General features: G+C 38.0%; 25 protein-coding genes and 1 other annotated feature. Of the genes, 1 reads left to right on the top strand and 24 read right to left on the bottom strand.

Annotated elements, in window-relative coordinates; all coding sequences use genetic code 11:
* Position 1: 1 nt before the first annotated feature.
* The 7 genes from MHI04_RS04645 to MHI04_RS04615 all read right to left on the bottom strand — a co-directional run bounded on the left by MHI04_RS04645 (position 2) and on the right by MHI04_RS04615 (position 6672).
* Positions 2-880, bottom strand: coding sequence for an aspartate carbamoyltransferase catalytic subunit (locus MHI04_RS04645; RefSeq protein WP_058843475.1), 879 nt, complete (start codon positions 878-880; stop codon positions 2-4).
* A 194-nt stretch (positions 881-1074) separates the two neighbouring features.
* On the bottom strand, positions 1075-2385 hold the full coding sequence (locus MHI04_RS04640) for a solute carrier family 23 protein (protein WP_058843474.1): 1311 nt from the start codon (positions 2383-2385) through the stop codon (positions 1075-1077).
* A gap of 17 nt (positions 2386-2402) precedes the next feature.
* Positions 2403-2948, bottom strand: coding sequence for a bifunctional pyr operon transcriptional regulator/uracil phosphoribosyltransferase PyrR (pyrR, locus tag MHI04_RS04635; RefSeq protein WP_089931954.1), 546 nt, complete (start codon positions 2946-2948; stop codon positions 2403-2405).
* A 240-nt stretch (positions 2949-3188) separates the two neighbouring features.
* Positions 3189-4100 (bottom strand): RluA family pseudouridine synthase, encoded by a 912-nt coding sequence (locus MHI04_RS04630; RefSeq protein WP_036125153.1) that lies wholly within the window; start codon positions 4098-4100, stop codon positions 3189-3191.
* Complete coding sequence (gene lspA / locus MHI04_RS04625; protein ID WP_036125155.1) at positions 4097-4576, bottom strand: signal peptidase II; 480 nt, start codon at positions 4574-4576, stop codon at positions 4097-4099. The genes MHI04_RS04630 and lspA overlap by 4 nt, the downstream gene beginning before the upstream one ends.
* 167 nt (positions 4577-4743) lie before the next feature.
* Positions 4744-6312 (bottom strand): cation acetate symporter, encoded by a 1569-nt coding sequence (locus tag MHI04_RS04620; RefSeq protein ID WP_036125158.1) that lies wholly within the window; start codon positions 6310-6312, stop codon positions 4744-4746.
* 24 nt (positions 6313-6336) lie between these two features.
* Positions 6337-6672 (bottom strand): hypothetical protein, encoded by a 336-nt coding sequence (locus tag MHI04_RS04615; RefSeq protein WP_036125161.1) that lies wholly within the window; start codon positions 6670-6672, stop codon positions 6337-6339.
* Between the two features lie 203 nt (positions 6673-6875).
* Between MHI04_RS04615 and MHI04_RS04610 the strand changes: the two genes are divergently transcribed.
* A complete protein-coding gene (locus MHI04_RS04610) occupies positions 6876-8072 on the top strand; it encodes an AraC family transcriptional regulator (protein WP_036125166.1) in 1197 nt (398 codons plus the stop codon).
* Positions 8073-8176: 104 nt separating this feature from the next.
* Here the strand turns inward: MHI04_RS04610 and ileS are convergent, their stop codons facing one another.
* The 17 genes from ileS to ftsW form a co-directional block, all read right to left on the bottom strand.
* Entirely contained in the window at positions 8177-10945 is a 2769-nt protein-coding gene (gene ileS / locus MHI04_RS04605) for an isoleucine--tRNA ligase (protein ID WP_036125168.1), read from the bottom strand.
* Between the two features lie 111 nt (positions 10946-11056).
* Positions 11057-11280, bottom strand: a binding site (T-box leader).
* Between the two features lie 96 nt (positions 11281-11376).
* Positions 11377-11901 (bottom strand): DivIVA domain-containing protein, encoded by a 525-nt coding sequence (locus MHI04_RS04600; RefSeq protein WP_036125171.1) that lies wholly within the window; start codon positions 11899-11901, stop codon positions 11377-11379.
* A gap of 95 nt (positions 11902-11996) precedes the next feature.
* Positions 11997-12785, bottom strand: coding sequence for an RNA-binding protein (locus MHI04_RS04595; RefSeq protein ID WP_036125174.1), 789 nt, complete (start codon positions 12783-12785; stop codon positions 11997-11999).
* 273 nt (positions 12786-13058) lie between these two features.
* Positions 13059-13340 carry a YggT family protein gene (locus tag MHI04_RS04590; protein ID WP_058843470.1) on the bottom strand — a complete coding sequence of 94 codons (282 nt, stop codon included), beginning with the start codon at positions 13338-13340 and terminating at the stop codon, positions 13059-13061.
* A gap of 20 nt (positions 13341-13360) precedes the next feature.
* On the bottom strand, positions 13361-13858 hold the full coding sequence (locus MHI04_RS04585; protein WP_036125175.1) for a cell division protein SepF: 498 nt from the start codon (positions 13856-13858) through the stop codon (positions 13361-13363).
* On the bottom strand, positions 13842-14546 hold the full coding sequence (locus MHI04_RS04580; RefSeq protein WP_305791377.1) for a YggS family pyridoxal phosphate-dependent enzyme: 705 nt from the start codon (positions 14544-14546) through the stop codon (positions 13842-13844). The genes MHI04_RS04585 and MHI04_RS04580 overlap by 17 nt, the downstream gene beginning before the upstream one ends.
* Positions 14547-14663: 117 nt before the next feature.
* Positions 14664-14906 carry a YlmC/YmxH family sporulation protein gene (locus MHI04_RS04575; RefSeq protein WP_230593885.1) on the bottom strand — a complete coding sequence of 81 codons (243 nt, stop codon included), beginning with the start codon at positions 14904-14906 and terminating at the stop codon, positions 14664-14666.
* Between the two features lie 128 nt (positions 14907-15034).
* The gene (gene sigG / locus MHI04_RS04570) at positions 15035-15808 is read right to left on the bottom strand and encodes an RNA polymerase sporulation sigma factor SigG (protein WP_004227313.1); all 774 of its coding nucleotides are present in this window, start codon (positions 15806-15808) and stop codon (positions 15035-15037) included.
* A gap of 114 nt (positions 15809-15922) precedes the next feature.
* The gene (gene sigE / locus MHI04_RS04565; RefSeq protein ID WP_009373518.1) at positions 15923-16630 is read right to left on the bottom strand and encodes an RNA polymerase sporulation sigma factor SigE; all 708 of its coding nucleotides are present in this window, start codon (positions 16628-16630) and stop codon (positions 15923-15925) included.
* Positions 16631-16643: 13 nt separating this feature from the next.
* Positions 16644-17477 carry a sigma-E processing peptidase SpoIIGA gene (locus tag MHI04_RS04560; RefSeq protein WP_036125177.1) on the bottom strand — a complete coding sequence of 278 codons (834 nt, stop codon included), beginning with the start codon at positions 17475-17477 and terminating at the stop codon, positions 16644-16646.
* Positions 17478-17668: 191 nt separating this feature from the next.
* Entirely contained in the window at positions 17669-18826 is a 1158-nt protein-coding gene (gene ftsZ / locus MHI04_RS04555; protein WP_058843469.1) for a cell division protein FtsZ, read from the bottom strand.
* Positions 18827-18879: 53 nt separating this feature from the next.
* A complete protein-coding gene (gene ftsA, locus MHI04_RS04550; protein WP_036125235.1) occupies positions 18880-20163 on the bottom strand; it encodes a cell division protein FtsA in 1284 nt (427 codons plus the stop codon).
* Positions 20164-20258: 95 nt separating this feature from the next.
* A complete protein-coding gene (locus tag MHI04_RS04545; RefSeq protein WP_036125237.1) occupies positions 20259-20630 on the bottom strand; it encodes a small basic family protein in 372 nt (123 codons plus the stop codon).
* Between the two features lie 3 nt (positions 20631-20633).
* Positions 20634-21353: a DUF881 domain-containing protein gene (locus MHI04_RS04540; protein WP_058843468.1), complete on the bottom strand. Its 720-nt coding sequence runs from the start codon at positions 21351-21353 to the stop codon at positions 20634-20636.
* A 121-nt stretch (positions 21354-21474) separates the two neighbouring features.
* Positions 21475-22200: a DUF881 domain-containing protein gene (locus MHI04_RS04535; RefSeq protein WP_036125243.1), complete on the bottom strand. Its 726-nt coding sequence runs from the start codon at positions 22198-22200 to the stop codon at positions 21475-21477.
* Positions 22181-23011 carry a cell division protein FtsQ/DivIB gene (locus MHI04_RS04530; RefSeq protein WP_036125245.1) on the bottom strand — a complete coding sequence of 277 codons (831 nt, stop codon included), beginning with the start codon at positions 23009-23011 and terminating at the stop codon, positions 22181-22183. Before MHI04_RS04530 ends, MHI04_RS04535 begins: the two co-directional genes overlap by 20 nt.
* Before the next feature lie 20 nt (positions 23012-23031).
* Positions 23032-24111 carry a putative lipid II flippase FtsW gene (gene ftsW, locus MHI04_RS04525; protein ID WP_089931941.1) on the bottom strand — a complete coding sequence of 360 codons (1080 nt, stop codon included), beginning with the start codon at positions 24109-24111 and terminating at the stop codon, positions 23032-23034.
* Between the last annotated feature and the right edge of the window lie 35 nt (positions 24112-24146).

Raw genomic sequence — 24146 nt, 5'->3', positions numbered from 1 at the left:
GTTATTCTCTCCCCTTTAAAATGGTTTCCATAATAGCCATCCGTGTGTAAACACCGTTCCGCACCTGTTCAAAAATTCGAGAGCGATCACACTCTACTAACTCAGAAGCAATTTCAACATCACGATTTACGGGTGCTGGATGCATAATAATGGCGGATTCTTTCATTTGCTTTTCTCGTTCAATTGTTAAACCAAACTCTTGATGGTAACCTTCCTTTGAGAAGCTTTTATTTACTTTATGACGTTCATGTTGCACACGTAGTAACATAATGACATCACTTATTTCGATCAGATTATCCCATGAATGATGCGCTTCAAAACCGCCAGACCATTCTTCTGGGCAAAGGAAATGAACATTTGCCCCTAAATTTTGTAATGCTGTTGCATTTGATTTGGCTACTCGACTATGAGAGATATCTCCTGCAATTGTGACATTCAACCCTTCGAAACAGCCAAACTCTTTTTTGATGGTATAAAGATCCAATAAGGATTGTGAAGGATGTTGCCCAGCACCGTCCCCTGCATTAATAATCGCTACATTAATACCATCCAGCAGCTCATTGTAATACTCATCTTCTGAAGCTCGAATGATGACAGCATCTAAACCAATCATTTCTAACGTTTTGACAGTATCGTACATCGTTTCCCCTTTCGTAACACTCGAAAACCCTGCATCGAAAGGGATAACATGACAGCCAATTTTGTATTCTGCCATTTCAAAGCTTGTTTTTGTACGAGTACTTGGTTCAAAGAAAAGATTGGCCACTTTGTATGGGCGAGATAACGATGATGTTTCACCATTTTCAAATGCTTGCGCAAGATCTAGGATTTGGTTAATCTCTTCTGTTGTTAAATGTTCCATCGATAATAAGTTCTTCATCATGTGACCTCCATTAGGTTGTGAATCGTGAACGTCTATGTATGACGTTCTCTGTATATAACGTAAAAGCCCCGTTGATGTCATCAACGAGGCATAAGGAGGCGTGACAAACTACAGCAAGACATACATCCTACTTCAGCCTGTCCACAACTTCCCTTTTTTTGCCTCTCTGGACAATTCATTAAAAGGTACTACTATGAATCTTTATTTTGATTGTATTGTACGGGTATATCTGCTTCTTTCTTACCTGGTAGAATCGCATTCAATAGCACACCGATAATCGCGGCTAGTGCCATCCCTTCAACACTTAATGATTCAGAGATAACAAACTTGGCACCGCCAATACCAATGACTAATATGACTGAAGCAATAACTAGGTTACGGCTATTACCAAAATCAATATGATTATCTACTAGCATACGTAGGCCACTTGCTGCGATAATTCCGAAGAGTAAGATGGACACTCCCCCAAGTACTGCGGTTGGAATCGTTGCAATCACTGCCATTGCTTTCCCGAAGAATGATAGTAAGATGGCAACCACTGCTGCACCTGCAATAACGTAAATACTGTACACTCGAGTAATAGCTAGTACACCAATATTTTCACCGTAAGTTGTTTTCGGAGGCCCCCCGATTATAGCACTCACAAATGTTCCAAGTCCGTCTCCTAATAGGGAACGGTGCAACCCTGGCTCTTTAATATAATCTCGATCTACTACTTTTCCTAATACTAGCTGGTGACCAATATGTTCCGAAATTGTTACAATCACGATTGGTACCATGATAAGTAGAATTTTTGTTGTTATTTCAAACTCATAATGCACACCTGGTATTAAGAAATCAGGCATTGCGAAGAATTTTGCTTGGGCAATTGGTGTATAATCTACGATGTCTACGATCATGGAGTAAATATACCCTACGATTAAGCCCATCAAAATTGGCATAGTGCTTAAAATTCCTTTAAAGAAAATCGTAAAGATAATCGCTGTAAAGACCGTAACTAAAGCAGCTGAGAAGTGTAAAAAGCTATACTCTCCATTGACGTTCATGGCCATATTCACAGCTGTACCAGATAGTCCAAGTCCAATTACCATAATAACTGGACCTACCACGATTGGCGGCAAAATTTTCATAATCCACTTATAACCACTTTTCCAAATGATTAAGGATACAATTCCATACGTAATCCCGACAGCCATCGCACCGATCATGGCATTGCCTGGGTGGACACTCGAGCCATCATCATTTAAACCGCCTGCCGCAAGTATGATTGGTGCTATAAAGGCGAAGGATGACCCTAGATAGGCTGGTACTTGAAATTTCGTAATTAATAGGAAGAATAATGTAGCAATCCCGCTTGTTAAAAGAGCAATCGCTGGACTAAGTCCTACTAACTGTGGCACTAAAATTGTTGATCCAAACATCGCAAACATATGCTGGAAACTTAATGTCACAAGCTGAAGTGGAGTTGGTTTATCCTTAATATCTAAAACTGCATTTGACATATTGTTTCCTCACTTTATTATTCGTCTTCTTTATAAATAATGACGCAATCTTCTCCATCTACTTCTTGTAAGTTGACAATGATGCGCTCAGAGCCAGAAGTCGGAACATTCTTCCCTACATAGTCTGCTCTAATTGGCAACTCTCGATGCCCTCTATCCACTAGCACGGCTAGTTGAATTTGAGCAGGTCTCCCCAAATCCATTACAGCATCCAGTGCTGCACGTACTGTTCGTCCTGTATAAAGTACATCGTCTACTAAAATGATCTTTTGATTTTTCACTACATACTCAATATCAACTTGTTCTACATGTGCTTGTTCGTTTTCATGTTTGGTTGTTAAATCATCTCTGTATAGCGTAATATCAATTTCCCCTGTACGAATAGGTTTACCTTCAATTTTTTCAATTCGTTGTGCCAAACGTTTGGCTAGAAAGGCACCTCTTGTTTTAATGCCAACTAAAATACATTCATCGATTCCTTTGTTGCGTTCAATAATTTCATGGGCAATACGTGTGAGTGCCCTTGTCATTGATGGGCCATCTAATAATTCATTTTGTGCCATATCCGTTCCTCCTCTCTCTACTCTAGTGTCAGCCATGTGTCCATAAAAAAACCTCTCGAGGCGAATAGCCTGAGAGGGGTTGTATACGTGTCGAAAAAAGCATGTCGAAAAATTTGCAGCACAAATTTTTGCAACACTATCACATGTCCCTTCTCAGCCTCTCTGGACTGCTATTAAAGGTGAATATTTAGTTATGTTGTTCATTCACTGTGGTTAGTATAGACTTTCTTTTCTTATTCGTCAATGCCTATTTCGTAAATCATTTAATAATTGCTCATAATCAACTGGAAGTGGTGTTTCAAACTCCAAATATTCACCAGAAGAAGGATGATCAAATCCTAAAGTTGCAGCATGCAAAACTTGTCCACCAAAGTCTATTGTCTTTTTCGGACCATATTTTGGATCTCCCACTAGTGGGAAGCCGATATAATTCATATGCACACGAATTTGGTGTGTACGTCCCGTTTCTAAACGACATTCTACTAGTGTATAATCACCAAAACGCTCCACAACTTGGAAGTGTGTCACCGCATGTTTACCGTTATCAACGACTGCCTGTTTTTGACGATCCTTTTGATCGCGACCAATCGGTGCATCAATTGTCCCCTTATCATGTGCGATATGACCGTGTACAAGGGCAATATATTTACGTGTCACCGTTTTATTCACTAACTGATTCACTAACGATTCATGGGCTGTATCATTTTTAGCCACCATTAATAGACCTGACGTATCTTTATCAATACGATGGACAATACCAGGTCGCATCACACCATTAATACCGGATAAATCCTTACATTGATACATTAAACCATTTACCAGTGTACCGGACATATGGCCTGGTGCTGGATGAACGACCATCCCCTTTGGTTTATTGACAACAAGGACATCTGCATCCTCATAAACAATATCCAAATCTAATTTTTCGGCTATTACATCTAGAATTTCTACTTCTGGTACATCAATCAAGATGACATCACCAGCTTTTACTTTATATTTTGCTTTTACAGCATCGCCATTCACTTTGATAATCCCATCATTAACCCAGTTCCCAATTTGTGTACGTGACCACTCTGATTGTAAGCTTGAAAGTGCTTTATCAATGCGCTCTCCTTGCTGCTGTTCTTCGATTGTATATGTTACTTGCGTCATTGTTTCACCTGTTTCTTTTCTTTTTTATCTTCCATAATCAAACCAATCATTAGTACAACGACAGCTATAGTTAATGCAGCATCTGCCACATTAAAAATAGGGAAGTCATAATTAATAATTGGAATTAAAACATCAACAAAATCGACCACTTCTCCTCTAAAAAGACGATCGATAAAGTTTCCTAATGCGCCACCAAGTAATAGCATTAAACCCACTTGAAAAACGGGCTTTCCTTTTGCCTCTTTATGATAAAAGTAGAGAATGGCACAAATGACAGCAACTGTCACGATACTAAATAACCACATTTGCCCTTCTAGCATCCCCCATGCTGCACCTCTATTACGATGAGATAAAATGCCAAACCATGGGTCCCACACAGCAATGCGTTCAGCATACTCCATATTTTTCACAATTAGCCATTTTGTCCATTGATCTAATAAAACGACAAAAGCAGCCAATCCATAATATTTATACACAGTCATTCCTCCGTTCACTCAACATCTTACCTATTCTACCATAACAGCACCCATCACAATAACTAATATCACATCAAAAGATGGCGGATGCCCAATCTCCTTCAAGAATATAAAAAAGCTATTTCTATTTACTTTTTAAGCAATAGAAATAGCTCTGACTTGTTGAGTTAAACGGTTTCAGATTCTTTCGAATGCACTCGCTTCATGAAATCATTGACATCAGCCGGAACTTTACGATCTAGTAGTGACACGATAATAACAGATAAGAAGCCAACCGGTACTGTCACAATACCTGGTATTTTAAACTGCAAGAAACTTGGTAATGTTCCTGGTAAAAAGATCATCCACATTGACACGCCAAGACCAATGAGCAATCCTGCAATGGCACCCTTCTCTGTCATGCCCCTCCACCAAATACCGAGAATAAAGATTGGCGTGAATGTACTTGCTGCAACCGTAAAGGCGAGCGCCACTAAATGACCGATGGATGCATCCTTGACAAGTAAACCAAGTGCTCCATATAAAATCCCTAATAATACAATGGCCACTTTACCAGCTACAACACGTTGTTTTTGTGTTATATCCTTTTTCATAATATTGGCATATAAATCATGGGCTAATGCGCCAGAGCTTGTAATAAATAGCCCTGAAAGATTAGAGAAAATAGCTGCAAATGCACCTGCAATTACTAAACCAAGTAACCATTTACCACCTAGCGCAAGGGCTGTCGTCGGAATGACCATGTTATTCCCACCTAATACTAAATCACGCATTACCTCCTCACTAGCTGTTCCCGAAATGAAAATAGATCGGCCTACAACACCTAAATAAACAGCTAATAAGAAAAACGTACTAGCAATGCCAATAGCCATGAGCGCAGATTTACGCGCTGCTTTAGCACTTGGGTTTGTATAAAAGCGTAATAATATATGGGGAAGCCCAATTGTCCCTAAGGCTAAACCAATGGTCATACTAATAGTTTGCCAAAATGTTGGGAAATAAAAGCCTGTGCCTGTCCAAGCGGCACCATCAAAATTCACATCATTACCATCTAAGGCATACGGAGAAGTTCCTGTAATAGGGCCACTGAATGAATGGATGGCAGCTAAAATTTTATCGTAATGCAAACCACCATAAACTGCAGCAATTAACATCACAATAAATGCGCCAAGGCGAATCCACAGCTCCAAAGCTTGGTTGATTGTCGTACCTTTCATTCCACCTATCCCTACATAAAAAACCATGACAACACATGTAAAGATAATGCCAAATTCATAGGAAGTACCAAAAAACATACTTAATATTTGAGCAGCACCTAGTAATTGAGGAGCCGCATAAAAGCCTGAGATGGCTAAAACGACTGCAACCGCTACGAGTCGAGCCCTGCTACTATGAAAACGATAACCTAAAAAATCAGCAACCGTAAATGCACCAAATCTTCTTAAAGGGCCCGCTACGAAAATAGCTAATAATGTTAATCCAATAGAGAAACAAAAAGCATAATAAGCACCATCATAACCTAGTTGAAATGTTAAACCAGCTATTCCAAGAAATGTTGCTGCACTTAAATAATCTCCGCCAATGGCAGAACCATTTGTAAACCATCCAAAGCTTCGGCCACCTACAAAGAAATCCGAAGCTGTTGCATTTCTCTTGGTTAAATACGTAATGTAGACAATCGTTCCCATTAACGCAACGGTCATTAACATCTTTGGTTCTAAAAGAGCTTCCATCATTCAACACTTCCCCCTTTGTTTCACCTACTTATTTGCTATATCGTATTTTTTTAAACGCTTCTCATACATGGCCGTATGCACATACGCAATAATAAAAGCCATAGCCATCATGACAATCGTTGTCACAAACCATGTGACTGTCATACCGCCCCATATTTTCTTGAATGCAAATGCTGGAGCAAACCAATTCATAACAGGAATACTAAAAATCAAAATAAAGTAAAATACCGTTAAGCCTAAACCTGTTGTAAATTCATCCTTCATAATTTTATTTGTTGTTGCATCTAGAGGCGGTAGATCTTTCACATCAATTGTTCCTGCCTCCACGTAGTCATAATCATGACTGCCTACTTCCGCCATAAGCTAACTCCCCCTTTGTCATATCAGTGAATAATTATCTGAAATTTCAAATTATTATACACTACAATTATTTTATTCTATTTCAACCACAATATAGATATAAAATTTTGCTGTATTAGTACAAATAATTGCTATTTTAAGTTAAAATATTTTTATCTTTTCATTCGTAGGAGGCTGGTAGCATTTTAAAGGTGGTATGGTATATGGAAAGCTCATTTGATAAACAGCAAATGAGTGAATGGTTAAAAGAGGTTTTACCAAATGCTTTGGAGGAGTGTAAAGTGCCTAAGCGAGAAGATGAGGTCATTATTGTCTATGAGGTCAATCGGTTATTTGATTGGGTGAAGATTAATCGATTAAAAAGAAATTATCCTAATAGTATAATTGTCCCAATTGTTACAGAACACCTCACCTACTCGACTGGTATAGCAATTGAATTAGTTTTACCTGCACTTCTCATAAAACCATTACAGAAATCAAAATTTTTACGAATCGTAAAAAAACTGTACACATCCTATCAGGACAAGAAAGCAAGTACACTCACAATGCTTGAGCTATCACAACAAGTGTCCCAGCATCATACCTCTCCGTTCAGAGAAGCATTTTTGAAACGTCTTATACGTGGCGAAATTGATAATGAACAAGAAATCATTCAATCTGCATCATTTTTATCAACAAATTGTATTCCTAATATTGTGTTCTTAATTCAGGGCTATATCGATAGTGATGCTATTCCTCATGACGCAAGCAGTAACATTACAAATGTTTTTCGTCAGCATTTTGCCAATAAAGCACCCTTATCTTTTTTACATTTCGAACGCTACTTATTACTTCTCATGAGAATTCCGACTGAGTATAACTCTTTTAAACATTGGACAGTAGGCGAATCATGTCTATTGGAGGTCATCGAGACACTTAAAAAGGACTATTGTATCCATCTTTTCATGGGGGTTGGAGGAGTGTTTCAGGACGCAATGCACGTAAAGGAGTCCTATAGTCAAGCACGAAAAGCACGTAGAAAACCACCTATAGATAATATTCATATCAGATATTATGAAGATTTAACAAAGCATGTGCAGCTTCAAAAGGCCATTCATTATATTGAAGAACATTATGATGAGCAATTGACCGTTCGTGATGTTGCAAAATATATAAGCTTTAGTCCCACACATTTTAGCAGGCTATTTAAAAAAGAGACTGGTCGTAATTTCGTTGACTATGTTGCCTTTACACGCCTCATCAAGAGCTTACCCTTTCTACGGAAGTACGACTATACCGTAGAAAAGATCTCCTCCACCTGTGGCTTTAATACACCTAATTACTATAGTTTAACCTTTAAAAAATATGTAGGAATCTCTCCAACGGACTATCGCAATACGACAGAAATTTTATTTAAATAATCTAACAAGAATCTGCAAAACCTCCATGAAAAAAAGCAAGCCCCCATCAAGGAGACTTGCGTATGATCTACAATAGAAATGCAGATTCTTATTATTCATTTCTGTTAAACGTAATATTTTTCTACAACTTCTGCACAGCGCGCACAAACTGTAGGATGTGCCTCATTTGCACCAATTGTTTCAGAAATTGACCAGCAACGCTCACATTTCTCCCCTGTTGCCTTCTCAACTACAATGGATACATGTTCAAGTGCTAAAGCTTCAGCAGGCGCCTCATCAATAGTAGCTACTTCAAAAGCAGAAACGATTGAAAGCTGTGCAAAGTCAATGTTCACATCATTCAATAAGGCTACAACATCCTCTTTGGCATATACTGTTACTTTTGCTTCTAGTGATTTACCTATTGTTTTAGCATTACGAGCTTCCTCTAATGCTTTTAAGATATCGTCACGTACATCAATAATATTTTCCCATTTTGTACGTAGGCTTTCAAAATTCTCTTGAACATCTACCTCTGGGAAGTCCGTTAATTGAACAGAAACTTCCTCTACAATACCTTGGGCATGTAGATAAGACCACATTTCATCTGTTGTATGAGGGATGATTGGTGTCATGATTTTAACCAATGTCATTAATGTATCGTAAATAACTGTTTGCATCGCTCGACGATCTTTATTGTCGTGACCTTCGATATAGACAACATCTTTTGCAATATCTAAATAGAATGAAGATAACTCGACTGCGACAAAATTATTGACGATGTGATAAACAGCAGCGAAATCATAACGATCATATGCTGCACGAACAGTTTGTAAGACATCCTGTAAACGCATATAGACATATTGATCCATCTCACGAAGCTCTGCATAGGCAACACGATCTTTCTTTGGATCGAAATCAGCGATATTGCCATGTAAGAAACGAAATGTATTACGAATTTTACGGTACACCTCTGATACTTGCTTTAACATATCCATCGAAATTCGTACATCCGCTGTATAGTCAACAGAAGCAACCCATAGACGAAGAATATCTGCTCCATACTGATCCATTACTTTTTGTGGAATGATCACATTTCCTAATGATTTACTCATTTTACGTCCTTCACCATCAAGAACAAAACCATGTGTTAATAGTCCTTTATATGGTGCATAGCCATTAATAGCAACAGATGTAATAAGAGATGAGTTAAACCAACCACGATGCTGGTCAGAGCCTTCTAAGTATAAATCAGCTGGATATTTCATGCCGCGCTCTACAAGTACACCTTGGTGGGATGAACCTGAATCGAACCAGACGTCCATAATATCATTTTCTTTTGTGAATTCGCCGTTCGGGCTACCTGGATGTGTAAAGCCCTCTGGTAATAATTCTTTTGCTGTTTTTTGGAACCAAATATTGGATCCATGCTCACGGAATAATGCTGAGATATGGCTAATTGTTTCAGGTGTAATAATTGGCTCTCCGTTTTCTGCGTAGAAAATTGGAATCGGCACACCCCAAGCACGTTGACGTGAAATAACCCAATCTCCACGATCACGAATCATATTATAAAGACGAGTTTCTCCCCAAGCTGGTGTAAATGCTGTAGCTTTTACAGCTTCTAACAACTCACCACGGAATGCTTCAACAGAGGCAAACCATTGTGGTGTCGCACGATAAATAACAGGTTTTTTCGTACGCCAGTCATGTGGATAAGAGTGCGTAAAGAAGTCAAGTTTTTCTAATGCATCTACTTCTTTTAGTTTTTCTGTTACAAGTTTGTTGGCATCATTATAAAACACGCCTTCAAAACCAGGTGCTTCATCTGTATAACAGCCGCTATTATCAAGAGGGCTAAGAATGCCTAAACCATATTGTTTACCAATATGATAATCGTCTTCCCCGTGTCCAGGAGCTGTATGAACACAACCTGTACCCGCTTCAGCAGTTACGTGTTCTCCTACCATAATAAGAGATTCACGATCATAAAATGGATGCTGCGCTACAAGACGATCAAGTGCTTCCCCTTTTACTTCTTGAACAACCTCATAGTCTTCCCATCCAAGGGCATTCGCTACTGATGTTAATAATTCTTTGGCAATGATGAATTTTTTATTAGCTACAGCAACTACAACATACATAAATTCAGGATTTAAAGAAATGCCTAAGTTTGCTGGTAATGTCCAAGGTGTTGTTGTCCAAATAATAAATTTAGCATCTGCTGGTACAATGCCTTTCGCATCTTTAATAGCAAAGCTAACATAGATTGATGGTGATTTGATGTCCTTATATTCAATTTCAGCTTCTGCTAAAGCAGACTCAGAAGATGGTGACCAATAAACTGGTTTTAAGCCTTTATAAATGTAACCCTTTTCAGCCATTTTACCGAACACTTCAATTTGACGTGCTTCAAATTCAGGCTTTAATGTAATATAAGGGTTTTCCCAATCACCACGAATGCCTAGACGACGGAATTGGGCACGTTGATTATCAATTTGCTCATATGCATACTCTTCACAAAGTTGGCGGAATGCTGCTACTGACATTTCTTTACGCTTTACACCTTTGTTTGTCAGTGCTTGTTCAATTGGTAGACCGTGCGTATCCCAGCCTGGAATATAATTCACATGGTAGCCAGTCATTGAACGATGACGTGTAATCATATCCTTCAATACTTTATTTAAGGCATGGCCGATGTGGATATCACCATTTGCATAGGGAGGACCATCATGTAGAACATATTCTGGACGATCGGCAGTACGTTCCATCTGTAATTTGTTAATATCCATGTCATTCCATTTTTCTTGCGTTTTTGGCTCATTCGCTGGTAGATTCCCACGCATTGGGAAATCTGTTTTTGGCATTAATAACGTATCTTTGTATTCAACCATTAAAATTCCTCCTTTATTTTACCCAAGCATATAGACAATTACTTCTAGGACAGTTATTGGCAAACGCAACTCAAACAATTCGTGAACAAATAAAAAAAGCCCTCAATCCCACTAAGGGACGAGAAGCTTCTACTCGCGGTACCACCCTACTTGTAGCACAAAAATATTGCACTACCTCTTTCAAGCACGTTAACGTCGTGCATCACGAAATAACCTACTTTTTTCAGCTATTTAGCTCAGAAGTGATGTTCAATGTTAGTTGCATGTTTGGGCTCTCACTGTCCCCAAATCGCTTAACTACGCCTAACAAATACTGTCTTCGTCTCTGCCTGTATGCATATCTTTTCAAAATAATTACTATTACAAAGTATATGAAATTCAAACAATGGCGTCAAGTTTCATTTGTCGAGTGCAACCATTAAAAAGAAAAGTTACATCTCTTCAGATTCTTGTGCTTCCTCAACAGATGCTTGAATTTCTGTTAAATCAATATCATATTGAAGCAAATGATCCCAGTCATCAGCATTAAGCAAATCAAGCTGTGCCTCAACAAGCATCTTGAAACGATTACGGAATACTTTAGATTGTTTTTTAAGCTCATCAATTTCAATCGTCACCTTACGAGCTTTTGTTAAAGCATCATTGACAATTCGATCAGCATTTTTCTCAGCCTCTTTTACAATGAGTTTAGCCTCTTTTTGTGAATTTCTTCGCACTTCATCAGCCGCTTCTTGTGCAACAACAATGGACTTCTGCAAAGTTTCTTCTAAGGAGCTAAAATGCCTCGCCTGTTCTAAGGCCATCTCTAATTGCTTATCAACCTCTTTTTTTTCACGTAACAAAATTTCGTAGTCTTTAATGATTTGGTCTAAAAATTCATTTACTTCATCTTCAGCATAACCTCTGAAAGCTTTTGTAAACTCCTTATTATGTATATCAATAGGTGATAATGGCATACAATCCTTCTCTCCTTTACATGTACATTCGTAATTTCTATTATACAATTGTTCCGACAACTTAGCAGTAAAAATTAATGAAATTTACTTCACTTTCAGCTTTTTTGGGCCAATCGACCGATTTGCAGACGGATTTTATCCTTTTTTGTACGGCCTTCTGTCATAATAATTTTCACACGACCGCTCCCTCGTATCGATAAAATATCCCCTTCTTGTAATTCAAAGGCAACTGTATCTCGCTCTGTCCAATTGACACGTACTTTATTCCCAGTAATCAAAGCTTGTGCCTTTTGACGTGACACATTTAAAATGGTAGCGATAATCACATCTAAACGCATGGATGAAACAGTATGAGATTCCTCAAACCACTCATCCTCATTGAAGAGAAGTGGCTCGTCTTGCTTTAAAGATTCAACATGTACCTTGACTTTACCAATACCCGTTAAATGCAAACGAACATAATCTGCTACCTCTTGTGCTACTACAAATTGCACCTGCTGCTCATTGACACGTATATCACCAAATTTACCACGATTCAAGCCTAATGATAACAAGGCCCCTAACACATCTGGATGCCGGAGCTGGACAAATTTCATAGGATAGTGAATCGTAAATGCTGTCAGCTGAAAGTCTTCCTCCATAACTTCATAGTAAGCAGGATAAATAAGCATACGCTGTCTCTCTGCCCCGTCAAATAACCCTGCACATGCCGTTTTCAATGTGTCGTCCTGTCCGATAATAGATGTCACGATAAAACGCTGTCTGGGATCAAGAAAATCTGTTAGCTTAGGTGCATAGCGATCCTCTACCTCACGCTGCCAACTTATTACTTGTTCAATAAACGGTTGTTCATCTTTTCGAAAATGCTGAATTAAGTGTTCCATCTCGTTGTCTCCTCTTTCACTAGTTCTATATGCTTGGTGGGCTGGATGAACATAGTATTTCCAAGTTATGACGTCTTTGCATCATTGAGTATAATTTTTTTACATTTACTTGAAAAGTTCTTTTTTCCACTGGGGCAGTCTCATTATACAAGGATATTTGAACACCCGTTAAACAAACCTTTATCACCCTCTATTTTTTTGAACCACCGTTGCTCTTTCCGTACAAAAACATTGCTAAATAAAAAATCCCCACCTAAGAGTGAGGATTTACTGCTAAACGAACATAAGAAATATTTTCTGGATGACTATAACAAGCCCTCGTTCAATAAAATTCAACATGAAGATAGCCACAATTGGTGAAATATCAATCATTCCAAGTGGTGGAATGAACTTTCTGAAAATCCCTAAATACGGCTCACACACTTTTTCAAGCATACGTCCAATGGCTGAATTTTGAGCGGCAGGCACCCAAGACATTAAAATATAGCCAATTAGCATAAATGAATAGATTCTAAATGCTAATGATACATAACCAAGTATTATAAAAAAAGTCATATAAACTACAATCCTCGCTATTAATTATCGTCTAAAATAAAGTTTGTAATTTCACCAGTCACTTCTACATTATCTGGCGTACAAAGGAAGATATCTTTACCGATACGTTGGATATCCCCGGCAAGTGCATAGACTGTACCACTTAAAAAATCAATAATGCGTTTACCTTGCTCTCGTTCAATACGTTGTAAATTGACAATTGCAGCACGCTTATTTTTTAAATGCTCCGCGATATCTTGTGCTTCTGCATAAACTCTAGGCTCAATTAAAACAACTTTTGCTCCCTTAGAGCTCATAGCTGCCTGCAAGCTTACAATGTTGTTAGGCGTTGCTGAACTTTGCGGCATAATTTCTTGAATAGGCGCCCTACGCTCTTTAATCGTTTTTTTTGGCTTTACGGAATGAATCGGTTGCTGTTGTTGTATGGGCTGTTGCTGCTGAATAGGAGCTTGCGTGATTTCTTCTTCTAGTTCTTCTTCAAGGTAAAAGAAGTTTTTAATTTTATTTTTCATGCTCATCCTGTTCCCCTCTTTCATTTCCAACAAGAGCCGTTCCGACTCGAACAAAAGTAGCCCCTTCCTCTACCGCAATTTCAAAGTCATTAGACATGCCCATTGATAACTCGGTACAAGGTGCATGTGCGAATCCTTGCTCGGCTATTTGCTGTTGACATTGTTTTAATTGCTTGAAAACAGAGCGAATGATTGCTTCGTCTTCTGTATTTGGTGCCATGGTCATTAAACCTACAACTTGAATCTTTGTAAAACTCTTTAACGCTTCTACAAAAGGCAAAACTTCTTCGATACTTAAGCCATGTTTTGATTCTTCACCCGAAACATTTACTTGTACAAAACATTTAACTGGCCGATCTGCTCTTTTTTCAATTTCTTCTGCTAGACTCAAACGATCTAAGGAGTGTAAATAATCAATGCTGTTAATGACTTGTTTTACTTTACGTGTTTGAAGTGACCCGATATAATGCCAATGTACTTCAGCGTGAATCTCTGCAATTTTACGTTGCAGGCCTTCAGGTCTATTTTCTCCTAAATGAGAGAGTCCTGCATCAATTGCTTCTTGTGTTCTTTCAACAGAAACTTCTTTCGTTACGGCAATTATTTGGACTTTATCACCCTGACGATTGCCTTTTTTTTCTGCTGCTGTTATTAAATCATGTAGTTTGTTTAAATTTGTTAAGATTTTTGTCACTGTTTTTCCCAACTTTACAACAATAGTTTCTTTTATTGTAACAAGCAATGCTTGATTTATCAATGAATAGCCTGACCTATGTCAGTTTACATTCACCACAATTTTATTAACATAGTCTTAGGAAAGTGCTTTAACTAAAATAACATCCTTGCCAACGACAAGCACATCCTTCATATACACTTTTCTTACAGACTCTTCCCCTTTAAAAAAACCAAGATATTTACGAGGCTCTGCAATCAAAAATGCTGTCACATAGCCCGTTTCTTTTGAGACTTCAGCATCTATTACAAAACCTATAAATCGCCCATTTCCTGCTTCAATCACTTCTTTTTGCTGTAATAATGAAAAACGCAATGACATACCTCCTCTATTCTTTATTTTTGTACATTCATTTCTATCATCAAACTTAGCTGTTACTTTATATTTATGTATCACTTGTTCATTGAATGAAGATAAAATGCGCACCGAATAATCCGATGCGCATTTTTTTATTTGTAATCTTTTTGCATTGTTTCAATAGCATTTTTTTCAAGACGTGAAATTTGTGCTTGGGAAATCCCCAATTCCTTCGCGATTTCCGTTTGCGTTTCGCCATAATAGAAACGTTTTGCAACGATCATTTGCTGACGTTCATCTAGCTTTTGCAAGCTTTCCTTTACCGACACGTAGGCAACCCATTGATCCTCTGATACATCATCATCACGTAATTGGTCCATCATATAAACAGCGTCTCCACCGTCTGAATAAATGGGCTCCTGTAATGAAACTGGATCTTGAATGGCATCTAAAGCGAATAAAACATCTTCTTTTTTCATGTCAATCATCTCAGCAATTTCTTCAATCGTTGGTTCACGCAAATTATCGGTTATCCATTGCTCTTTTGCCTGCATTGCCTTATAAGCTATATCTCTTAGAGAGCGCGATACACGCAATGCATGATGATCACGCAGATGGCGACGAATTTCACCAATAATCATTGGTACAGCATATGTCGAAAATCGTACATTATGCTTTAAATCAAAATGATCAATGGCTTTCATGAGCCCAATACAGCCCACTTGAAATAAATCATCTGCCTGTTCACCCCGATAGGCAAATCTACCGACAATACTAAGCACTAACCTTAAATTGCACATGACAAGCTCTTCTCTAATCTCAGTTTCTCCAGCTTGTAAACGGATGAAGAGTTCCTTCATTTCCTCGTGCTTTAAAATTGGCAAAGTCGATGTATCTAAGCCGCAAAGATCTACTTTTGTTCGCATATTCGATTCCTCCGGATGTTATTCTCTGACTAAACCGTGACATCAGTTTGTCCGAGAGAAACAAGAATATGCACAAAAGCTGCGACCAATTTTAGGCAGGTTAAATTTCCCTTTCTACGAAATTGGTTGATTTAAATTTTCACGTAAATCTTGAATAATTTTCTTTTCTAATCGGGAAATATATGATTGCGATATGCCTAAATGATCTGCCACTTCTTTTTGAGTCATTTCAACTTTTCCATTGAGACCAAAACGACATTCCATAATATACCGCTCTCGCGCACCTAATAAATTAATCGCATGGAACATATGCTGACGTTCAATTTTCTTCTCAACATTATCAAGAATAATATGCTCTTCTGTTCCTAAAATATCTGACAGTAATAATTCATTTCCATCTGCATCAGAATTTAGTGGTTCATCTAGTGAAACTTCACCCTTCATACGACTTGTTTTTCGTAAATGCATTAAAATTTCGTTTTCAATGCAACGTGATGCATATGTTGCAAGCTTAATATTTTTATCAGTATTGAACGTTTCAATCGCCTTAATTAAACCAATCGAGCCTATGCTGATTAAATCTTCTATTGGCGTGCCTGTGTTATCAAAACGTCTTGCAATATATACAACAAGACGTAAATTACGTTCAATTAGTGTGTCTCTAGCACGTAAATCACCGTTCATAAAGGATGCAATGACTGTAACTTCTTCTTCTCGACTTAATGGCACTGGCAATGAATCATTTCCCCCTATATAGTACGTTTCACGACTCCGAAACTTACTCCATAATTTTTTCAAGCTAGCAAGTAGCCTAAGAAGCAATAGTTCTCCCCCTCTATGAGTTATTTGAAAGCGCTGAAAAATGTAAAATTGCTGCTGTGCTATGTGGAAAATTTTTAGCTTTCTTGGTTAAAACGATATATTCATTCGTTTTCACTTGTGAGGGCTCCCCCTTTATATGCCACTCATCAAAACGAAAACCAAGCACTACGGTTTGCTGCTGTACCGTATTAACATGAATAAATCGTATATAACGCTGATAATCTTCTGAAAACATGGATACATTGTACGGATCTGTTTCTTGCCATTCTATTAATGATTGACGGAACGCTGAAGGTAAATGTGGCCGTAAAGCTGTATAGGAAACAAAATGAACCGGCTTTCCTGATAATGGCTCAATAGCTTGATTACCTGTATCCACAAAAGCAGAAAGTGGTATGGTTGCCCCAAAAATTTTTAAAGTTGTATCAAAAACAAATTGACCACTTAAGCGTTCTAGCTTTACAAAACCCCATTGCTTGTAGAATGCAATAAGATTTAAAACTGCAAGTAAAAAGCAAATCATAATAAAATGGGTAACAGAAAGATTTTTCAAAAAAGGTTGTAGAGCTGTTAATAAACCGCCAATAACGATTGTTGCTGTTAATACAATAGGACCTTGCTTCTGAAAACTTCGAATCTTGAAGTGAAATGCTATACCAATTAGCAATATAAAACTAAGAATCGTCGTCCACAGCATTTGACCGCCAATGACAGCTACAAAACTACTACAAATTGAACTCATTAATAATCTTGAATTCTTCACCAAGACCCCTGTTACTCTTGCCGTAAACGTGAGTATTGCTAGATTAAAAAGCGTATTAATGAGCACCAGCCATTCTCCATACATAACAGCCGCCTCCTACTTACAAAGTTAGCACGTTATTCCCACAAATATTGTCAAACAATCGCATCATTTCCTGAAAATGTTTTGACAAAATACATGGTTTCCTTACACATTTGAACAACATGTTATGCAATATAAAAAGCTCGTACCCTACCTAAGTAGAATACGAGCTTTCTAGAAGATTTATGCTTGTTTTATCCGCGATTTTTGCGGTTACGTAAAAATGCAGGTACTTCAAGCATGTCATCCTGTGCATAATGTTGCTGATTTTGACGTGGCTGCTCTTGTTGAACATGCGTTTCTTGTCGTTGTTCACGAATCGGCGCCTGTTGTTGTGGAGCAGATTGTCTGTTTATGTTGAGTGACGGTTTTGCTGTATTACGTTGTTGCTGTAGTGCTTCTTCAGTGAAGCCAGTCGCAATAACTGTAACAATGATTTCATCTTTAAGATTTTCATTAATAACAGAACCGAAAATCATATTTACTTCTTCATCTGACGCAGAAGCTACGATATCTGCCGCTTCTTGTACTTCAAATAAACTTAGATTTGAACCACCTGTAATGTTCATAAGGACACCTTTAGCACCATCAATTGACGATTCAAGCAATGGACTTGAAATTGCTTTCTTCGCAGCTTCAGAAGCTCTATTTTCGCCTGTTGCGATACCAATGCCCATTAATGCTGAACCTTTGTTAGACATAATTGTTTTCACGTCAGCAAAGTCTAAGTTAATAAGACCAGGTGTTGCAATTAAGTCCGAAATACCTTGTACACCCTGACGTAAAACATTATCAGCTTCTCTGAAGGCTTCTAACATTGGTGTTGATTTATCAACAATTTGTAAAAGCTTATCGTTCGGAATCACAATCAGTGTATCTACTGATTCCTTCATGCCACCAATTCCACCGATTGCTTGTGTTTGGCGCTTACGTCCTTCAAACGTAAATGGGCGTGTGACAACCCCTACTGTAAGGGCTCCCAATTCACGTGCAATTTGTGCAATAACTGGGGCTGCACCAGTACCTGTTCCGCCACCCATACCGGCTGTCACAAATACCATATCTGCCCCACGAAGAACTTCTTCTAGCTGTTCTCTGCTCTCTTCAGCAGCTTTTTTTCCTACTTCAGGATTTGCACCTGCACCTAGTCCACGCGTTAATTTAGCACCAATTTGTAGCTTTATTTCCGCTTTGGATAAGTTTAATGCCTGTGCATCTGTGTTCACTGCGATAAAGTCAACGCCTTGTACACCATGTTCTATCATTCGATTGACCGCGTTGTTACCGCCGCCACCAACACCTATGACCTTTATTACTGCAAGTTCATCAACACTTGTATCAAATTCTAACATCTCTTTTTCCTCCCACGGTAACTCGACTCTGTATCATTCATTACGCATTCTAGTTAATCAAAAAACTTATCAAATAATTTTTTTGCTTTCCCGATTACGCTTTCTTTTGGTTCTGAAGGTGTAGAATACTCTTGCTTTTTATTTATAGCTGGTTGAGCCCCTACAGCTGCATATTCAACAGGTTGCGTATTCGTACTCTTACCGTAAAAATCATCTTCTAAATAGGCGTAACGAATAAGTCCAACTGCCGTCGCAAATGAAGGCTCTCTAACGCCAATATAATCGGGTGTATAGATTCTTACACGCGTTTGTAGAATTTGACGTGCCAATTGGGCTATTCCTTCAAGCTTTGCAACGCCACCGGTTAAAACAACGCCACCTGGTAAATCTCGAACACCTAAACGCGCCAACTCATCAATCACTAACTCCAATAATTCTTCTAATCTAGCGCCAATAATTTCTGAAATATAACGCTGACTGTACTGATCAGTTGAATCTGTACCTACAACAGGCACTTCAAAGACTTCATCATCAGATGCATCGTCATAAAAGGCATGTCCAAATTGGTGTTTGATCTGCTCTGCTTGTTCTGTTGGTGTTTTTAAAACGATTGAAATATCTTTCGTTATATGATCACCACCAACTGGTATGACACCCGTATGCGTTAACAAACCCTCTTCAAATACCGTGATTGTTGTAGATCCGCCTCCTAAGTCTATAAAGGCAGTCCCTTGGTTTTTTTCATCTTCAGTTAATGCAAAGTAGCCTGATGCTAATGGCTGCAAATATATTTCTCGTATACTTAAACCAGCTCGTTCTACACAGCGAAGAACGTTGTGTAGAAGCGTTTTGGAAGTCGTTATCATTGTTGCATCCATCTCAAGGCGGATGCCAATCATACCACGAGGATCTTTAATTTCATCAAGGTTGTCTACAATAAACTGTCTTGGAATGATGTTAACTAATTCACGTTCAGGAGGTATCGACATGACTTGTGCAGATTCTACCACTCTGTCTAAATCATCATCTGTAATTTCTCTATTTTCACTATTCACAGCGACAACACCTTTAACTAGCTGTAACATCGTCTGGTTAGCTGGAACGCCTAAAACGACTTCATGAATTTGATAACCTGTCATTCGTTCGGCTTGTTCTACTGCTTTTCGAATAGATTGTACTGTTGCATCAATATCAACAATTGCACCTTTTCGAACGCCATTCGATTTTACATTTCCGACGCCAATTACATGTAATTGCCCGTCACTCATTTCACCTATTAATACCTTGATAGAGGAGGACCCAATATCAAGTGAAATGTATAAATCTTGCTGATTCAATTCGCTGCACCTCCTTGAAAAATGCTCTTATTTTCATTCTATTGTAAATTTGGCATAATGTCTAAGCAAATCGAGTATTTTGGTCAATTTTTCTCTCATTCTATGGAAGTTCTTTTTCTCTTGTGACGTTTTTCATCTAAGCGGGTTAGTAATATACGCCTAATTATTGCTATATTTTGGAACAAACGTACTCCAAAAGCGAAAATGGCTGCTAAATACAAATCAATCCCTAAGTTCACGCCTATAAAGGCTAAACCCGCTGCTAGAACTATATTAAAAAAGAATCCTGATACAAATACTTTATCGTCGTAAACTTGCTGTAATTGCGCGCGAATACCACCAAATAATGTATCTAAAGCTGCTAAAACAGCTATTGACAGATAATTTTCATACATAGAGGGGATTTGTATATTTGTTAACAAGCCAAGGGCAAGTCCAAATAGCAAACCTAAAAATGGTAGCCACATATATTAATCTCCTTTTTTTACCTCTGCTAAATAATCATTTGTCAATGGCTGATCAAATGCTGGAATTTGTAACTGCTCAGTTGGCTCTTCAATCACTAAATTAAAATTATCTAAATAAAATGAGTCTACAAATGTTGAGGCTTGTAGTGAATTATACAATTTTTGTGCTGCTTTATAATTGCTTGTCCCAACATGAATCTCGAAAGTAGGGGAAGACAATGGTATACTATTCACTGTTGTCTTACCATTTATATCCCGAATGGCTGTTGTTTGTACAACACGGTTGCCATCGATGGAAACACTCGTAGCATCATTTTTAAAAAGTGTATTTAATAACTGAGTTAATAAATCGGGTGAAATTTCTTTAATTTCATACCCCATTTCAATTAATTCTGGTGCAGGTTCAACATGTAGTATGACGCCTGCACCCATAACTTCTGTTAATCCTGCCTGTAGCTTTAAACGATTTAATGTTTCATTTAAAGCTGCTTGCTGATTTACTTTCTCAGATTGCTCATAGCGATCCACTACTTCATGAAGTGAGCGAATTTCTGCCAGTAATGCGGAATGTCTTTGTTTTTCTTGTGCTAATTCCTCTCTTATTGCCCAAATATCTCGTGTATCTCGCTCAGCTGGTTTTTGTATGGTATTGTATTGTACCGCTATCATCAAACCGATAATAAATAGCACGATCGTTATTCGGGTGTACATATTTCTTTTCAAAATAGCCCCTCCTAGACGTATCGCATGCCCCGCAGAATTCATATTTGAATTGTAAATACTACAATCGTCTATTTATCTGGAGGCTAAGTTAGACTTTAAGTAGGATCAATAAAGCTTGTCCTTAACTCTCTACTTTTACTTTTGGCATTGTCAGCTTTTGATTTTCTTCCAATGACACGATAATATTGTCATTTAATAGCTGATCCACCACACCACCATTTAAATTTAAAGAAGCCATTAAAGTTTCTGAATCACCTACTGCTTCTATCACAAATGGCGCTGGGTGCTGTGTCCCATCAATTGTTATCACTGGTCCATTACAGCGAATATAGGAATTAGCCATAACACGTTGTCCATTGATAGCAATGGCTTGAGCACCTGAAATTTTCAGTTCGTTCAACAATTTAAAAACATGGCTTTCATGAACGATATAATCATTTGGATTCAAAGATTTCGGATCATAGTCTCCATCTTGAAGAGTTACACGTATGCCTTTTCCCTCACTTTTTAGTTCACCAAGTAATAAACGTAAATCCTCTGCTTGTTCAACAAGCTTCTTATAATCCTTTTCATTTGAAGCAAATGATTTTTCATACTTTCGAATCTGTTCTTGTAAATTATTTAGCTCTTCTGTAAGCTCTTTATTGCGTTCTTGTTGAGTGATTAACTCCTCACGATAAGAGTCCTCTTGCTCAAAAAGCTCTGAATTAATAGTGCCTGCTTCCCGATTGTCTTTTGCTTGGTTGTATGAATAGCCTATGATAAATCCTGTTGTTACACAAACAATTAGTAATTCAAATTGTTTTCTAGAAAAAAAACTCCCTTTGCTATTCTTCTTGTTGTTCATCTTCCGTCACTTCCTGGTTAACCATTTCCCCATCTGCACTTGCTTCCAAGTCAATACTTATCTTGTTGTACTCCTCATTAAAAGGACGATAGTATGAACCGACCTCTAAATCGATCACACCTTTTTCTAAGTTGGCAATTTGCGCAACGATCGAGGGGTAGTAATCTAACTTTTCCGCCAGCGTCTGAATCACAGCACGTACTTCATAGCCATCATTCATATAAAGCTTGACCGCATTTGGATTCGCATCATTACTATTCGTGTTAACTTGAGAAATTAAAGCCAAAACTTCCGGCTTTAATTGCGCTAGCTGCTCAACAAGCTTATTAATGGTTTTTTCACCGGTTATCCCGATAAAAACAGGTGCATCAATTGGTGTATCATTACCAGTTTGTTCAAAGCGTTTGCCGTTTTCTAGCAAAGGATAGTAGGTGCCGTCTCCAGCTAAGTACGCAACCTTTTTCCATTCTTTTATTTCAATTGTAACGCCTTGTAGCCAGTTACGTTTAACATGTGCTTCTTTTACCCATTTATCCTTTAATAAAATCTGCTCAACATCTTCCACTTTGAAACCCCACATTGATTTACCTGGAACAAGGGTACTTGTCTCCAAATAATATTCGTCATTCGCTAGCTTAGCACCATGAACTGTGATTTTCTTGATATTGCTATATGGAGATTGAAAATAAAGGAGTACTGCTAACACAATAAAGAAAAGTAATATTAGCACTATAAATTTCCGGTTAGTACGCTTTTTTCGTCGCTTTTTAAGCGTAGGTATGCGATCTTCTATATCGATTACTTTCTCCAAAAAGTACTCCTCCTTTATATTTATTTCGCTAATTGATAAATAATACCTATTATTAACCACATTGTTACTAAAGATGTACCTCCGTAGCTAATAAAGGGCAATGTAACACCCGTTACTGGCACTAAACCTATTACGACAGCTATATTTAGAAATGCTTGCACCATCAACATCGTAACAAGCCCGATAATCGCATAATAGGATGTTCGATTTTTAGCCTGTACAGCAAATTTATAGCCTGCATAAATTGTCAGTACAAAGAGCGCTAAAATGACAAGGCCACCAATTAATCCGACTTCTTCTAAAATAATCGCGTAAATAAAATCATTTTGCGGTTCAGGTAAATAAAGGAATTTTTGGCGACTTTGACCAAAACCATGACCGAATATCCCTGCTGGACCAATTGCCATTAAGGATTGCACTGCTTGGAACCCACTTACTAAGGGATCTGCCCATGGATCAAGAAATGCTTCTATACGCTTTAGACGATACGGTGCTGTCGCAATGAGCCCTACCAATCCAGCAACACCAACTAGCATAATCATGGCGTACAGTTTTAGAGGATAGCCAGCGACAAAAAATAATAAAAACACAGAGACAACAAGAATAAATACTGAGCCGAAATCAGGCTGCAACATAATAAGGGCAACGGGTAGTAGAAGAATCGCCCCATGGCGCCAATTAACAATCGGTTTTCCTGTTTTATGTTGTGCTAATATATGACTCAAGTACACAATGACTGTAATTTTCGTTAGCTCTGCTGGCTGAATTGTTAATGGACCTAAACCAATCCAGCTTTGCGAGCCATTTCTCACAAGCCCAATACCTGGAATTAGTACGAGAACAAGTAAAATTAACGAAAATATATAGGCCATTTTCCAAAAGGACTGCTCTCTCAAAATATTTAATCGAATCGTGATTAAAAATACGACAATGGCTACCACAAAGTATATGCTTTGCTTCATATAAAACGGCATTTTTCCACTATAATGAACGGCACTCCAGTAGGTACCTGCAGAATAGACGAAAACAATGCCGATTATTGATAGCATCAAAGTTGTGACGAGCAATAAGTAACTTTCTTTACCTCTCAGTAATGCCATCCTTCCAAGTCAAGTATATTCTAAAATAGTTACAG

This window comes from Lysinibacillus sp. FSL K6-1151 (assembly GCF_038630755.1).
In the GTDB taxonomy this organism is placed as follows: domain Bacteria; phylum Bacillota; class Bacilli; order Bacillales_A; family Planococcaceae; genus Lysinibacillus; species Lysinibacillus fusiformis_D.
The sequence above is the reverse complement of the archived record's forward strand: the minus strand, read 5'-3'. Positions and strand labels throughout refer to the sequence as shown.